The sequence below is a fragment of the Streptosporangium sp. NPDC020072 genome (genome assembly GCF_040631445.1).
Classification (GTDB): Bacteria; Actinomycetota; Actinomycetes; order Streptosporangiales; family Streptosporangiaceae; genus Streptosporangium.
In genome coordinates this window covers 390,632-403,392 of the sequence record NZ_JBEYAB010000006.1, presented here as the reverse complement: position 1 = coordinate 403,392, position 12,761 = coordinate 390,632, and the positions used below count along the sequence as shown (strand labels likewise).

The window sequence follows — 12,761 nt, the reverse complement described above, 5'->3', positions numbered from 1 at the left end:
CTACCTTTCAGCGGGTTTCACGAAGACACGGCCCTGGGTGTCGATGCGGTGCAGCAGCACCCGATGGTCCAGCCCGGCGAGGTACTCATCGGTGGCTCGCGTGGCGCCGCTCAACTTGCCGTAGTCGTCGACGATGACCACCCCGTGGGGTACCACTCTCGGGTACAGCTCACGCAGCTCGTGCAGGGTCGACTCGTACTGGTCCGTGTCCAGGCGCAGCAGCGCGATGCGGTCCGGCGCGTGCCCGGGGACGGTGTCCTGGACGAACCCGGTCACACAGTGCACACGCTCGCCCGGGTACCCCGCCGTGGTGATCCGTTTGTGGATCTCGGCGGCGGAGGTGCCGGATGACATGTGCTCCGGCGTCGCGGCCTCGGCGCCGGCCGTCTGATCCCCCGCCCCGACCATGCCGTCGTGCCCACCGGCCGGTTCCCAGGCCCAGTCGAAGGTGTCGAACAGGTACAGGTCGCGGTCCTCGACGTGGTGGTTGAGCAGGGCCAGCGCGGCCAGCAGCATGCTGCCGCCCCGCCAGACGCCGCACTCCACCACGGCGCCCGGGATGGCGTTGCCGGCGATGTGTCCCACCGCCGACCACAGGGCGTACTGCGCGGCGGCCGAGGTGAGGGTGAGGTCCTCACACTGCCGGGCGGCCTGGAGGAAGTCGTGGTCGTGGTCGAGGTCGGGAGCGGCGGACACGACCTTCGCGATTTCGGCGTGTACGTCACGCAGGGCGACGCCCGGTTCGTCGGCCACGACACGGGCCCCGCGCAGATGCCCGAGCAGGGCGGCGGCCGAGTGCCGGTCGAGCCCGGTCAGAGGGGCGAGCGCCTCGGGCAGGTCCTGCGCCGCCGTGCCGCGCGCGATCTCCGCCAGCACGACGAGGACACCCGGATCGACCTGCCAGAGGGTGAACGGCCGGTCGACGTGGCCGAGGACGAGCCGGCCGTCCTTGACGGCCACGAACGCCCCGTCTGTCAGCTTCATGACGTCGTCCTTTCCTGGTCCAGTGCGCCGCGCCGGACCAGTTCCCGCATGAGCGTCGCGGCTTCGGCGAGGCCCGGCGGGCCACCGGAGGCGCGCATCGTCTCGCTCCATCCGGCGAGGGTCCGCGTCGTACCCGGCTCCAGCGTGGCCAGGAATCCGTCGAGCCATCCGCCGCCGCGCACACGCATGACGTGCCCGTTGGCCGCCAGATAGGTCGTGTCGTCGACGACCAGCGTCGCCACGGCCGACACGTCCGGGACCGTGAGCAGGTCGGCGGCCGCGAGGCCGGGGCACGGCCGCGGCGGCGGCACCACCTCGAAGTTCGACGCGGTCCTGCGCCGCAACCGGCTGAGGCGCGTCTGCAGGTCCAGGCCGGTGCCTTCGAGGACGCGGGTCAGGGCCTTGCGCACGGCCGCCTCGACGGCGTCGGCCCGGTCGGTGCCCTCCTCCCCCGGTGTGCCGCCCAGGAACCGGGCGACGCCCAGGTCGGCCTCGGCCTGCTTGCGCAGCCGCCGCAGCACCGTGGCGAGCCGGTCGTCCCACTGGTAGTACGCCATGTGCAGGGACACCGTCGCCTCCCCGTCGGAGGTCGCGCAGTGCCAGCGGTCCGACGGCCAGTACATGACGGTGCCCGCGCCGCCCTCGACCACGGTGGCCGTGTCGCGATGGTCCTCGACGCGCACCGACGCGGGCAGGTTCACCTGACGCTGGGTCGCCTCGGCACCCGCGGCGTGGCCGAACACCTCGAAGGGCCATGTGTAGTAGCGCTTGGTGCCGCTGATGACGTGGGTGAAGACGCCTGCGGTGTCCTTGTGGATCAGTGTCGGCGCGGTGCCGTACGCGGAGGCGATGAGGTGGCAGTCGACCCCACCGGCCACCTCCGAACCGGTCGCGGCGATGACGGCGTCGGCCTGGCGGCGCAGGACGCGCCAGAAGTCCCAGTCGAACTGCTGGAGCGAGTTGACGGTCAACGCGAAGGACCGCACCTGACCGCGGAGACGGTCGGCGTATCCGGCGAAGCCGCTGTCCAGCCCGCGGCCGGGCAGGTACGGGTCGAGCTGGGTGGGGTTGACGATGTTGTCGTCGGTGAAGAGCCGTACGTCCTGCGGGTCGGGCAGCGTCGTACGGGTGGCGGCGGCGGTGCACGCGAGTGTGAACAGCCGCTCCTCGGTGAAGGCGCCGGTGTCCCAGGGCGGGTCGATCACGCCGGGCCCGCTCTCCCACAACGTGGTGATGTCCGGTCGCCCGCTCATCGCAGCGACCGCCGGGCGTGCTCGATGTAGGGGGCGACGCGGGGGTCCCGGGCGCTGAGCGACTCGCCGTGGTCGCGGACGAACCGGTCGGGATCGGTGACGCCCTCGTCCTTGAGGAAGGCGGCCAGTTCTCCGCCCTCTGCGCCCGCCCACAGCAGGCCGGCCAGCAGCTGCGCGTCGACACCGGGGGCGAACAAACGGGAGAAGATCTTCCGGCGGCGGAACTCGGGCACCGTCGGGGCGAGCCTGGCGAGGTCGTCGTCGGCGCGGGCCGCGGCGGCCCGTTCCAGCAGCGCCGACACCTCGTCGGGCGGGTTGTCGCTCAGCTCGTCGAGCACGTGGATGAGATGGATCGGGTCCACCACGGTCATCGCCTGTTCCAGCGTTCGCAGGTACAGCCGCCGGTTCGCGCGGCGCAGCATGCCGAGCCCGTCGATCCATCGCTGGACGTTGGACGTGCGGTGGAAGGCGGCGGGCAGGTATCCGATGCCGGGACCGACGAACTCGTGCGGCCGGTGCGCGGGACCGCCCGCCTCGGGTTGGGCGGGCGCGCGTCGCACCGCCACCGTCACCGACGGCTTCTCGATCCAGTAGAGCTCGTGGACGAGGGTCGGCAGGATCGGCGAGACCGACGCGGCGCGCATCATGGTGCGGCTGGTCGCCGACAGTGTCGCGGACGTGACACCGTCACCGAGCGCGTCGAGTGCGGAGAAGTCGTACTCAAGGTGGACACGGCGGCCGCTGAGCGCCAGGAACGCGCCGGACGACACGTGCTTGTGCAGGGTGGAGGAGTTCTGCAGCCAGTACAGGACGTCGACCCGGATCGTCTCGGTCCTGACCACGGTGATGCAGGCGTTGCCGAAGTAGTTCTCCCATGACTGGTCCGGCCAGCCTCGCGGGTCCGCCAGCAGTTCCGCGAGGAGCAGGCCCGGGTCCACCCGGGCGAGTGCCGTCGAGCCCGCGAGGGCGGCGGCCAGCGCGTGCGCAGAACGGTCGTCGTCGGCCGTTTCCGTCTGTTCCTCGACGGCGGTCAGAGCGTCCTGAAGTTCACGGAACGCGTCGATGGTGCTCACTTCGGCTCCTTGTCGTCGTCGGCCGGTCAGGTCGGTATGCCGTGCCGCCACGGCGCGTCGGTGGGCAACCGGGCCCCGCCGCGGCTGGCCGAGGCGTACGGCACGGTCGCCGCCCCCGGTACCAGCACCCGCACCACGGTCCAGTCGGGGCCGCGCAGCGGCAGCCGGACGACGATCGGTCCGCGGTCCGCGGCGGCGAGCCGGCGCACCAGGTGCTCCAGCTGTCCGGGCGCGTCGTGGTACGGCATCTCGGGTACGGCGTGCGGGCGCTGGGAGTCCAGGTACCGGCGGCACTCGTCGATGACGGACGGGCGCCGCCACCGCGCGTGCACGGTGCTCGTCGCGGCGCCCGCGCGATGCGCGCGCACGCCCTCGTGGTACACCTGGCAGAGCTCCAGCATCGCCGAGTCGACGGCCTCGTCGAACGTCAGGCCGGATCCGCTGGAGCGCACGAGCAGCCCGGTGTGCGGATCGTGGTGGAAGGCGTGCACGTCGGGCATGAGGTATTCCCGGTTCGGCCAGTGCAGGACCCAGAGGTCGCCGCGGAAGGCGCCGGTCAGGCGGAGGCGGCGCAGGGAGGCCGCGGTGTCCAGCCGGTACGCGGGCCGCAGCCCGGTGAAGTGGTGGTAGAGGCTGTCGCGCTCAAGCACCTCGCGCAGGCCGCGCAGGGTCGCGTCCGCGACGTCCGGTGCCGCCGCGAGACCGGTCGTGCCGCCGTAGGTGGGCCGGTCGGCACCGACGTAGGGGAACGTGACCAGGGCCTTGGGCACCGCGACGGTGGTGTGGTCGGTCAGATCCGTGCCGTCGACGTAGTCGGCCGTGGGCGCCGGACCGCGGTCCCAGACGTCGCCGTACGGATGGAACTGCGCCAGGTCGACCCTGCGTGACGTCTTGGCCGCCGGTGGCAGGCTCCAGTTGGCCTCGTAGGCCGTGTAGCGTTCGACGGCCTCCCCTACCGCGCCGGTCACCGCGGCCTGTGGATCGGTTCCCTTGCCGCTGTTTCCCTCCAGGTGGTCCTGACCGGAGGCGGGGGTCCGGCAGGTGGCGATGCGGCTGCCCGCGACCGCTCCTGGCCCGCTCTTCAGCCCGCGCACCATCCCGAACGTCCACGCCTGTGTGTCCGGCACGTTGCGGAACGCGGTACGGCGCAGGGCGGCGGGGGTGGCGAAGGAGACCCGCCTCCCGGAGTCGGCGAGGACGGCGTCGTCCGCGGTGTGGCGGGTCGCGGCCAGCACGGCGCGGACCAGGCCGTCCGGGTCGACGCGCAACCGCCACAGCGTCGTGGAGGGCCGGTCGTGCAGGCCGAGTTCGGCGAGCCGGTGCTCGAAGGCCCAGCGCCGGTCCGGTCCCGGCCCGGACAGCGACCCGGACAGCGGCCCCGACAGCGGCCCGGGGCCGGTCACGTACAGGCCCTCGAAGGACTCGCCCACGCGCAGGAGCCGACCCGCGCGCAGCGTGCGGGCCAGTGCGTCGTGGTCGGCCTGGCGATGCGTGACGATCAGGACGAGCGTCTCGGGGAGCGACGGACGCCCGATCACCCACCGGGCCTGACCGGCGGCGGTCAGACGGCGGGCCAGCTCCGCGCACGCGCGGGCCGGCACGTCGGCGCCGCGCACGAGCACTCCCGTCACCGGTGCGCCGGGCCCGGAAACGTCCGGGCCGAAATCGCCCGCTTCCAAATCACCGGAAAGCGCGAGAGGCTCGATGAAACCAGCTTCCACCGCATTGTCCACACCCATGGCCTGCGCAATTGTGGACGCGTCGATCATATCGGTCGCAAGGCGGACCAATGAAAGTTTCGGTCCCAGGAGGAATGCACTCGCCCCTTGGGCGGCGGTGACCACCCAAGGGGCGAGACCATAGGCGAAATCGCTGCTTTCGGACGCCACAGAATGTGATCCAGAGGCAGCCGGATACGAATTCGCCATGCGCGACGTCAGTAGGACTTCGGCTGCAGAATGATCGGGTTGCTGTCGAGTTCCATCATTTCGACAGTGAACTGGACGTGCTCCTCGCCTGCGGCGGGGAGCTCAGACTCGGAAGCCAGGTTCTCAGCCATGCGTACCTCTTTCGAGGGTCGACGACGATTCTGACAAAAGTTAACAGGCGCAGACAACATAATCAATGGTGCGGGTGGCGGGAATGGACGGCCGCTGTTATGGTCGGATTTCGGCGGCGGCAAATCAAGCGCCCGGACGTTGACATGTCTTCTGAGGGGTCGTTGCATGGTCACTCACGCCAGCGTGCCGGATCTCTGGGCATTGGACCGGATCGAAGAGGTCGCGTCGCCCTATCACGACTGGGTGCCGCAGGATGAGCCGGTCCTGTCCGAGAACGTCGTGCTGAGGGCCGAAGCCGACGGCGTCGAGATCGTCCGCGCCGGGGCCGTCGCCGGCCGGATCCGGGGCGTGTCATGGTCGGCCGCGTTCGCCGAGTACCTCGCCGCGCGGCCGCCGCTCACTGCGGGCGACCTGGCACGGAAACTGTCCATCCCCTTCCCCCAGCTGGCCGATGCGCTCATGACACTGGAACGGTTCGGCGTCGTACGCACCGCGCTGGCCGAACGCTGCTCCCGGGGAGGTGCCTGATGGATGTCGATCCGTTCGCGCCGCGGGTCTTCGACGACGTGCTGCCCCCGGCACTGCTCGAAGCGCTCAGCGCCGCGGCCGCCGCGTTGCCCAACCGCACGCTGTCCTTCTGGACCGGCCTCGACGCGCCCGGGCCACCGCTGATCGCGGCCGTCCTGCGCCACCTGAAGGCACTGGTCGGGCTCCCGCAGCTCGACCGGTCCGGCGCCGGGGTCGAGTGGTGGGTCCGCCGAGCCCCCGCCTATCACTTCCAGCCCTGGCACGTGGACAAGGACGAGGCTCTGTTCATGCGCGACGGCGTCGTCCGGCCGCCGACGGCAGCCAGTGTCTTCTACCTCGGCGACGCGGGCGGTGCGACCATCTTCTCCTCCCAGGTCTGCGACCAGGAGGGCACGGCCCTCGTCCCGCGCCGCCTCGAACGCGCGTGGACCATCGCGCCACGCCGCAACCGGTTCGTGGTCGCCCGGGGCGACGCCGTCCACGCGGTGCTGCCCAGCCGCGACCACGCGCAGCGGGTCCGCACCAGCGTGCCGATCAACTGGTGGTCAGCTCCGATGGTCGGCAACGAGCGGCTGGCGACCGAGGCCTCCGACCACGAGGCCCTGGCACGGCTGACCGACGCGCCGATGCCGGCTGAGCCGTCGAAACCGGTGCGGGTGCCGCTGCGCACGTGGTACGCCGCGGATCTTCCCCGCCCGGTCGAGCAGCGCTGGCCCGCGTGGAAGGCCGAGCCTCAGGCCTGAACGGCCCGCCGTCGCCCAGAAGCCGTCGCCGGCGAAGGCGGAGGTTCCGTGGAACGAATCCCGTTCCACGAGGTCATGGACGCCCGACGACGAGCTTGAGGGAGCCGAGGAACTCGCGCTGCTCACGCAGGTGGCCGAAGCGCTCGTCCCAGGCGCCGCTTTCGAGGTCGCGCCGCAGCCGATCGACGGTACGGGCCTGAACGGCGTCGTCGACGAAGCCCCACGCCGACTGCGAAGCCCGGACCTCGGCGTCGAGGAAGCGTTCGGGGCGGGCGTAGTAGGCCTCGGCGAAACCGTCGACGCAGTCGAGCGGGATCGCGACCGGCAGCACCTCGGCACGGCTCCCGATGTGGGAGGCGATCAGGTCGATCGGCGGGTAACGCCGGTGCTCCACGGCGATGATCTCGGGGGCGTACTCGGCGAGCCAGTACAGGCCGAGAAGGTCGCGGTCGAAGGTCAGGACGACGACCGGGCCCCGGCTGACCCGGCGCAGCTCGCGCAGGCCCTGCCCGAGGTCGCTCCACTGGTGAACGGTGACGGTGGCCATGGCCGCGTCGAAGGCGCCGTCGTCGAAGGGCAGTCGCTCGGCCGCGGCGTTCACCGCGGGGGCCAGGTGGCGGGGCCGCTGGGCGCGCATCATGGCCGACGGCTCGACCGCCACGACGTGCCGGTCCGGCGGCTCGTAGGAGCCGGCGCCCGCGCCGACGTTGACGACGGTCCTGGCCTGCCCGAGCGCGGCGTGGACGTGGGCGGCGATACGGGGGTCCGTACGGCGCTGCCCGGCGTAGCCGTGGCCGTGACGCTCGTAGTCGAAGTCCCCGGCGGGAATGGTGGTCAAGAGACCTCCTGTGAGGAGCGGGTGACGACGGCCCGGACGGAGCACGGCCCCTGACACGCCCCGGGGGGGGTGGTTTCGCCACGTGAGGACCGGCGCCGGGCACTCTCTTCGAGGAGCATCGCATCCGCCGCCCCGCCGCCGCACGGCGGCCCCGGAGAAGTCCTCGTTCAATCAAATGGTTGACTATCGTGATCCACATGGCCTCGTCGAGGAAGCCCTCTCCGGACGGGCGCGCGCGGACGGCGGAGGAGACATGAGAACGCCTCCTCGCCGCGGCCGTCGCCGAGTTCGGCGCCAAGGGCTACGCCGGAGCCCGTACGGCGTGCATCGCCGCGCGGGCCGGGGTCAACCAGCAACTCATCTCCTACCACTTCGGCGGCAAGCAGGGGCTGCTCGACGAGCTCCGGTGCCGGAGGGAGGAGATCCAGGCGACGATCGTCCCGCCGGGGGCCTCGTTCGCCGGACGGATCCGCGCCTACCTCGACGCGACGTTCGACCGGCCCGACTGGGCCAGGTTCGTGGCCTGGCAGGCGCTGGGCGACTGCCCGTTCGCCGACGCCGAGGAGGAACGGCTGCGGGCGGAACAGCAGCGGGAGAAGACGGTCACGGCGGTGGCCGAGGCCAGAAGACGGCAGGAGAACGGTGAGGTCCGCGCCGGGACCGACCCGGCGTTCGCGCTCCTGGCCGCCTACGCGATCACGCTCGCGCCCGTCACGATGCCGCAGCTCGTCGAGGACGTCCTCGGTGGCGACCCGCTGTCGCCGGAGACCCGGCGGATCCTTCGTACCCAGCTCGTCAGGCTGCTCACCGATGAGCAGACCGAGGAAGACGAATAGGAGAACCCACACGATGGTCACCGTTGTCTTCGGCGCCAGGGGAAGTGTCGGCCGCCACGTCGCCGCGGGTCTGGCCGCGTTGGACGTGCCGGTCCGGCTGACGAGCAGAACCCCGGACGGCTCCCACGTGGCGGCGGATCTGGACGCGCCGCACACCCTGCCCACCGCGCTGGAGGGCGCCTCGCAGGTCTTCCTCTACGCCAGGTCAGAGGGCGTCGACGGGTTCGTGACGGCCGCGCGTTCGGCCGGGGTGCGGCACGTGGTGCTGCTCTCCTCCGCCGCGGTCGTGCAACCCGGTTCCGCCCACAACCCGATAGCTCGCGAGCACCGGGCCGTGGAGTCGGCCCTTGAGGAGTCCGGGATCTCGTGGACCTTCGTCCGCCCGGGGATGTTCGCGACCAACACCCGCTGGTGGTGGACGGAGCCGATCAAGAAGGGCGAGGCCGTGCGGCTGCCGTACCCGGACTCGATGATCGCCCCGGTCGGTGAACGGGACATGGCGGCGGTCGCGGTACGGGCGCTGACCGAGCAGGGGCACGGGCGGCAGGCCTACACGCTGTACGGCCCGCAGGCGCTCACCCTGCGCGAACAGGTCGGGCACATCGGCGCGGCCATCGGCAGGGAGATCCCGGTCGAGGTGGTGACGCCCGAGGAGGCGCGGGCCGATCTGAGCGAGAAGATCCCCCGGATGGGGGTCGAGGCGATCATGCGTGCCTGGGAGGCGGGCACCAGGGCCGTCCCGGAGACCTCGATCATCGTCGAGAGACTCACCGGGAGGCCCGCCCAGACGTTCGCCGAGTGGGCCCGGGAGCACGCCGACGACTTCCGTCCTTGACGGGGCCGACGGGGCGGGGCGTCGGTCGCGGTGTGAACGTCCTCGGCGCCGACGGTCATGGACCGGTTCTGTGAGCCGTTGTTCACTGAGCGCACCGGCCTCACGAGAGGAACAACGATGCACTGGACGCGAATGGCGGCGATCGCCGCGTTGAGCGTGGCGGCAGCGATTCCGGCGACACCGGCGGGAGCCGTCACCGGCCCGCCCCCGGCCGGGGCCTCCGGCGCCCTGGCCTACCCCACCGCCAACGTGTGGGTCAGCCCCACAAGCTGGAGCGGTGACTGCTCACGCGGGCACACCTTCACCTTCACCGGCCAGATCTCGGTGCTGCTCACCCCGGAAACGGTCCGTTACCGCTGGATCCGCAGCGACAACGCCTCCGCTCCGATACAGGAGGTGTACTTCGGCCTCGGCCAGACGACCAGGTCGGTCAGCACGACCTGGCTGATCGGCGCGCCGGGGACCCACTCGGAGGCGATCGAGATCCTCTCCCCCACCCACTCCTATTCCAACTGGGCGTCCTTCAACCTGCGGTGCACGAACACGCCCGGGTGACACCCCGCTGAGAGAACGTCCCGGCTGGGATCGGCGGACTGCGGCCACTACGGTCGGAGCGCGAGGCCCCCGTACGTCCGATCCCGCCGGAGGTCTCCCATGGCTCGCACCGGACAGCAACGGCTGGCGCGGCGCCTGGGACCGGCCGACGCGGTGGTCGTCGCCGGTTGCGCGGTGCTGGCCGCGGGGGCCGTCGTGTACGGCCTGCGCAGAACGCTCGCTCCTCGTTCCCCGTGACTCACCGGGCGTCCTGGGGCGCGCGCCGCAGGAACGTCTCGATCCGGTCGAGCGCGCCCGCCCACGCCTCTCTGGCGAAGAAGTCACGGGTCTCCTCGGTCGGGAAGCCGGACTGGACGACGGTCATCAAGGTCTGGCCGTCCGCCTGCTCGGCGAAGGTGACCTCGACGTGCGTCGTCAGGGTCGCGCCGTCGGGCGAGCTGCCGGTCACCTCCGACACCAGCCGGTTCGGACGCTCGACCACCAGGAAGGTCTGCCGTTCGCGGAACAGGTTGTCCTCGTCCGGCCCCCACGCGGCGGTCTGCACGCCGCCGACGCGCAGGTCCACCTCGATCTCGACGACGCCGGGGCGCTCGTCGAGGATGGAGAACCAGATCTTCTGCTTGTCCGCGTCGGTGTAGGCGTCGAAGACCTCCTCGGGGGTGGCGGGGAGCACCCGGGTGATCCGGAGCTGGGAGGCGTCGTTCATCGCTCGGTGCCTTTCCTCAGGGTGAAATAGATGTCCAGGCCGTCCATGCGGCGTTCCCAGAGCCGCTGGTAGCGGCCGATCCAGGCCGTCACGTCGGTGAGGCGCTCCGGTCCGAGGCGGCACTGCCGTACTCTGCCGACCTTCTCGGTGGCGACCAGGCCCGCCTCTTCGAGGACCTTGACGTGTTTGGCCAGCCCGGTGACCGTGATCCCCGCGCGTTCGGCCAGTTCGGAGACCGTGGCGGGTCCCTCGCCGAGCCGGACGAGGATGTCGCGGCGCGTCCCGTCGGAGAGCGCCGCGAACACCTGGTCGAGAACCTCTCGCTGAACCATGTGGTTCACCATACCATCAATGAACCACATGGTTCAACGTCTGGCGCGGAACCACGCCTTGTACATCCGGGCCGGCGGTTCATCAGCCGCCGCCCCTCCGGGCACCGGCCCGTCCCGACGGTGCCGCGACCGCTTCAGCAGGCAGGTCGACACGGCGTCGCCGCCGGTCATGAGGCCGCTCCTGTTTCCCGGTGCTCTGGCCGTACGGCTAGAGGTTCAGCAGGTGAGCGGTCAGGTCGTACAGGCGGCGGGCGGCGTCCGGGTCGAGCGAAGGTAGCGCGGGATCGAGCGGGCGGCGGCGGTCGTAGGCCAGCAGCCCACCTCCGCCCGGCGGGTCGTCCATCAGCTCGATGATCGGCGCGATGGCCTTCTCGACCGGCTGGGCGGCGATCCTGGCCAGCAGTTTGACGGCCGCCTTGGCCGGCTGCCCGAGGCTGTCGGTGCCGCTGTCGGTGAAGCCCGGATGGTGCAGCAGATAGCGGACGCGGCCGTCCGGGTGGTTGGCGGCGTAGGCGACACCCAGGAGGTCCGTGGCCCGCCCGCCCTGCAGCAGGGCCCTGATTCCGCCGTAGCCACGCCGGAGCGACAGGTCGTCCCAGTGGACCTGTCCCTTGGTGATACCGACCCCGCAGACGTTCACGATCATCGGGCTCTCGCCACGTTCGAGCAGGCCGGTCAGGCCGTAGGCGAGCAGGAAGCGGCTGACGTAGTAGAGGGCGAAGGTGGACTCGTAGCCGTCGGCGGTCTCGGTCCTCCGGGGGAAGTGACGGATCGCGGTGGACACCAGACCGTCCAGTACGTCGTACCGCTCCCCGACCTCCTTGATCACCCGGGCGTTCTCCGCGACCGAGGTCAGGTCGGCCCGCAGGAAGGTCGCCCGTTCTCCCGCGCCCAGCCCGGCGGCCTCTTCGAGGAAACGCCGCCCCCTGGCCGGATCGCTGCCCACGGCCGTCACCCGGTCGCCCCGGCGCAGGAAGTGTAAGGCCAGTCCTCTCCCCATCCCGCTCGTTCCCCCCGCAACCACATATGTCCGCATATTTCCCCCCTCAAGTCATCGAACGCTGACTTGAGGGAACGTAGCACGGGCCCCACGTAGAATGTCAACGGTCGATGACACAGGGAGGGGCCCGCGTTGCGGAAGAGAGACAGGGAGGCCACCCGGGCACGTCTGCTGGAGGCCGCCAGACTGCGTTTCGCCCGCGACGGCTACGACGCCACCAGCGTCCGTGACATCGCCGGAGACTCCGACGTCGACGCCACCCTGATCTTCCGCTACTTCGGCTCGAAGAAGCGGCTCTTCGAGGAGGCCACCGCCGCCGACCTCGCCGCCGACCTGCTCGACGGGCCGAACGAGGAACTGGTCGCCCGCATGGTGCGCACGGTCGTCGACCAGGACTGGACGGAGTACGGCGGCGAGCACCCCCTGGTCGCCCTGCTGCGCTCCTCCGCCCACGAGGACACCCGGCGGCACCTCCGCGAGGAGGTCTGCCACACCTACGTCAACGCCCTGCGGGACCTGGCCGAGGGCGACGACGCCGAGTTGCGGGCCGAACTGCTCAGCGCCTGGCTGGTCGGCATCGGCATCCTGCGCTCGGTCGTGGCCACCCCCGCCCTGGCCAGGGCGCGGACCGCCGACCTGGCCCCGCACGTCGCGGCCGTCGCCACGGGCCTGCTGGGCCGTCCCATGTCCGGAGCCGTGGACCGGCCGGAGGCCTGACGCGGGCCCATCGCCGGTCCCGGCGCAGGACCCCCTCGCACGGAACGGGGAGAGCGGGCCTGAAATCCCCGGCAGCGGCGACGGCCTGCGCGACGGACGCCGTCGGCATGACGTCCCCGTAGGGCACGCCGGGCACCCGGACCGGCTCGCGTTCCATAGGCTCCCGGTGCTCGGCGGCAGGGCGCGTGAGATCGGCGATCACGGCTCGCCGCGTCCGGTGAAACGGCACCGTCCGGCCCAAGGTGGCACGCGCAGGATGCCGTTGACATGACACCACCCAGAAACATAAGAAGTGTCCACT

General features: G+C 71.4%; 16 protein-coding genes and 1 pseudogene. 8 read left to right on the top strand and 9 right to left on the bottom strand.

All coding sequences use genetic code 11. The features are described 5' to 3' along the window. From ABZ470_RS16970 to ABZ470_RS16950, 5 genes are all read right to left on the bottom strand, one after another. Positions 1–984: a TylF/MycF/NovP-related O-methyltransferase gene (locus tag ABZ470_RS16970; RefSeq protein ID WP_362911970.1), complete on the bottom strand. Its 984-nt coding sequence runs from the start codon at positions 982–984 to the stop codon at positions 1–3. Then, positions 981–2,237: a hypothetical protein gene (locus ABZ470_RS16965; protein WP_362911968.1), complete on the bottom strand. Its 1,257-nt coding sequence runs from the start codon at positions 2,235–2,237 to the stop codon at positions 981–983. Before ABZ470_RS16965 ends, ABZ470_RS16970 begins: the two co-directional genes overlap by 4 nt. Then, complete coding sequence (locus tag ABZ470_RS16960; RefSeq protein ID WP_362911966.1) at positions 2,234–3,310, bottom strand: hypothetical protein; 1,077 nt, start codon at positions 3,308–3,310, stop codon at positions 2,234–2,236. Before ABZ470_RS16960 ends, ABZ470_RS16965 begins: the two co-directional genes overlap by 4 nt. Before the next feature lie 26 nt (positions 3,311–3,336). Beyond that, positions 3,337–4,926 carry a YcaO-like family protein gene (locus ABZ470_RS16955; RefSeq protein ID WP_362911964.1) on the bottom strand — a complete coding sequence of 530 codons (1,590 nt, stop codon included), beginning with the start codon at positions 4,924–4,926 and terminating at the stop codon, positions 3,337–3,339. Positions 4,927–5,246: 320 nt separating this feature from the next. After that, a complete protein-coding gene (locus ABZ470_RS16950; RefSeq protein WP_352013422.1) occupies positions 5,247–5,369 on the bottom strand; it encodes a hypothetical protein in 123 nt (40 codons plus the stop codon). Positions 5,370–5,535: 166 nt separating this feature from the next. Here ABZ470_RS16950 and ABZ470_RS16945 point away from each other — a divergent pair, with 166 nt between their 5' ends. Next, positions 5,536–5,898 (top strand): hypothetical protein, encoded by a 363-nt coding sequence (locus tag ABZ470_RS16945; protein ID WP_362911962.1) that lies wholly within the window; start codon positions 5,536–5,538, stop codon positions 5,896–5,898. Then, complete coding sequence (locus tag ABZ470_RS16940) at positions 5,898–6,641, top strand: hypothetical protein (protein ID WP_362911960.1); 744 nt, start codon at positions 5,898–5,900, stop codon at positions 6,639–6,641. The genes ABZ470_RS16945 and ABZ470_RS16940 overlap by 1 nt, the downstream gene beginning before the upstream one ends. A gap of 73 nt (positions 6,642–6,714) precedes the next feature. Here ABZ470_RS16940 and ABZ470_RS16935 read toward each other — a convergent pair whose 3' ends face one another. Then, entirely contained in the window at positions 6,715–7,479 is a 765-nt protein-coding gene (locus ABZ470_RS16935) for a methyltransferase domain-containing protein (protein WP_362911958.1), read from the bottom strand. Positions 7,480–7,754: 275 nt separating this feature from the next. On the opposite strand from ABZ470_RS16935, the pseudogene ABZ470_RS16930 reads away from it, so the two are divergent. From ABZ470_RS16930 to ABZ470_RS16910, 5 genes and pseudogenes are all read left to right on the top strand, one after another. Then, positions 7,755–7,871, top strand: a pseudogene (locus ABZ470_RS16930) (TetR family transcriptional regulator); the annotation flags it as partial. A gap of 126 nt (positions 7,872–7,997) precedes the next feature. Next, the gene (locus tag ABZ470_RS16925) at positions 7,998–8,315 is read left to right on the top strand and encodes a hypothetical protein (RefSeq protein ID WP_362911956.1); all 318 of its coding nucleotides are present in this window, start codon (positions 7,998–8,000) and stop codon (positions 8,313–8,315) included. Positions 8,316–8,328: 13 nt separating this feature from the next. After that, complete coding sequence (locus tag ABZ470_RS16920; RefSeq protein WP_362911955.1) at positions 8,329–9,150, top strand: NAD(P)H-binding protein; 822 nt, start codon at positions 8,329–8,331, stop codon at positions 9,148–9,150. Between the two features lie 117 nt (positions 9,151–9,267). Beyond that, positions 9,268–9,705: a hypothetical protein gene (locus ABZ470_RS16915; protein ID WP_352013416.1), complete on the top strand. Its 438-nt coding sequence runs from the start codon at positions 9,268–9,270 to the stop codon at positions 9,703–9,705. 99 nt (positions 9,706–9,804) lie between these two features. Beyond that, positions 9,805–9,942, top strand: a complete 138-nt coding sequence (locus tag ABZ470_RS16910; protein ID WP_362911953.1) for a hypothetical protein — start codon at positions 9,805–9,807, stop codon at positions 9,940–9,942. Between the two features lies 1 nt (position 9,943). Here the strand turns inward: ABZ470_RS16910 and ABZ470_RS16905 are convergent, their stop codons facing one another. From ABZ470_RS16905 to ABZ470_RS16895, 3 genes are all read right to left on the bottom strand, one after another. After that, the gene (locus ABZ470_RS16905) at positions 9,944–10,411 is read right to left on the bottom strand and encodes an SRPBCC domain-containing protein (RefSeq protein ID WP_362911952.1); all 468 of its coding nucleotides are present in this window, start codon (positions 10,409–10,411) and stop codon (positions 9,944–9,946) included. Beyond that, positions 10,408–10,743: a metalloregulator ArsR/SmtB family transcription factor gene (locus tag ABZ470_RS16900; RefSeq protein WP_352013413.1), complete on the bottom strand. Its 336-nt coding sequence runs from the start codon at positions 10,741–10,743 to the stop codon at positions 10,408–10,410. The genes ABZ470_RS16905 and ABZ470_RS16900 overlap by 4 nt, the downstream gene beginning before the upstream one ends. A gap of 208 nt (positions 10,744–10,951) precedes the next feature. After that, complete coding sequence (locus ABZ470_RS16895) at positions 10,952–11,779, bottom strand: SDR family NAD(P)-dependent oxidoreductase (RefSeq protein ID WP_362911951.1); 828 nt, start codon at positions 11,777–11,779, stop codon at positions 10,952–10,954. 96 nt (positions 11,780–11,875) lie between these two features. Here ABZ470_RS16895 and ABZ470_RS16890 point away from each other — a divergent pair, with 96 nt between their 5' ends. After that, positions 11,876–12,460, top strand: a complete 585-nt coding sequence (locus tag ABZ470_RS16890) for a TetR family transcriptional regulator (protein WP_352013411.1) — start codon at positions 11,876–11,878, stop codon at positions 12,458–12,460. The last annotated feature ends 301 nt before the right edge of the window (positions 12,461–12,761 follow it).

What these genes read in the sequence shown, in the direction of transcription:
- ABZ470_RS16970 (WP_362911970.1), bottom strand. Translation starts at nt 984, where the DNA reads ATGAAGCTGACAGACGGGGCGTTCGTGGCCGTCAAGGACGGCCGGCTC.
- ABZ470_RS16920 (WP_362911955.1), top strand. Translation starts at nt 8,329, where the DNA reads ATGGTCACCGTTGTCTTCGGCGCCAGGGGAAGTGTCGGCCGCCACGTC.
- ABZ470_RS16910 (WP_362911953.1), top strand. Translation starts at nt 9,805, where the DNA reads ATGGCTCGCACCGGACAGCAACGGCTGGCGCGGCGCCTGGGACCGGCC.
- ABZ470_RS16905 (WP_362911952.1), bottom strand. Translation starts at nt 10,411, where the DNA reads ATGAACGACGCCTCCCAGCTCCGGATCACCCGGGTGCTCCCCGCCACC.
- ABZ470_RS16940 (WP_362911960.1), top strand. Translation starts at nt 5,898, where the DNA reads ATGGATGTCGATCCGTTCGCGCCGCGGGTCTTCGACGACGTGCTGCCC.
- ABZ470_RS16945 (WP_362911962.1), top strand. Translation starts at nt 5,536, where the DNA reads ATGGTCACTCACGCCAGCGTGCCGGATCTCTGGGCATTGGACCGGATC.
- ABZ470_RS16895 (WP_362911951.1), bottom strand. Translation starts at nt 11,779, where the DNA reads ATGCGGACATATGTGGTTGCGGGGGGAACGAGCGGGATGGGGAGAGGA.
- ABZ470_RS16950 (WP_352013422.1), bottom strand. Translation starts at nt 5,369, where the DNA reads ATGGCTGAGAACCTGGCTTCCGAGTCTGAGCTCCCCGCCGCAGGCGAG.
- ABZ470_RS16915 (WP_352013416.1), top strand. Translation starts at nt 9,268, where the DNA reads ATGCACTGGACGCGAATGGCGGCGATCGCCGCGTTGAGCGTGGCGGCA.
- ABZ470_RS16900 (WP_352013413.1), bottom strand. Translation starts at nt 10,743, where the DNA reads ATGGTTCAGCGAGAGGTTCTCGACCAGGTGTTCGCGGCGCTCTCCGAC.
- ABZ470_RS16965 (WP_362911968.1), bottom strand. Translation starts at nt 2,237, where the DNA reads ATGAGCGGGCGACCGGACATCACCACGTTGTGGGAGAGCGGGCCCGGC.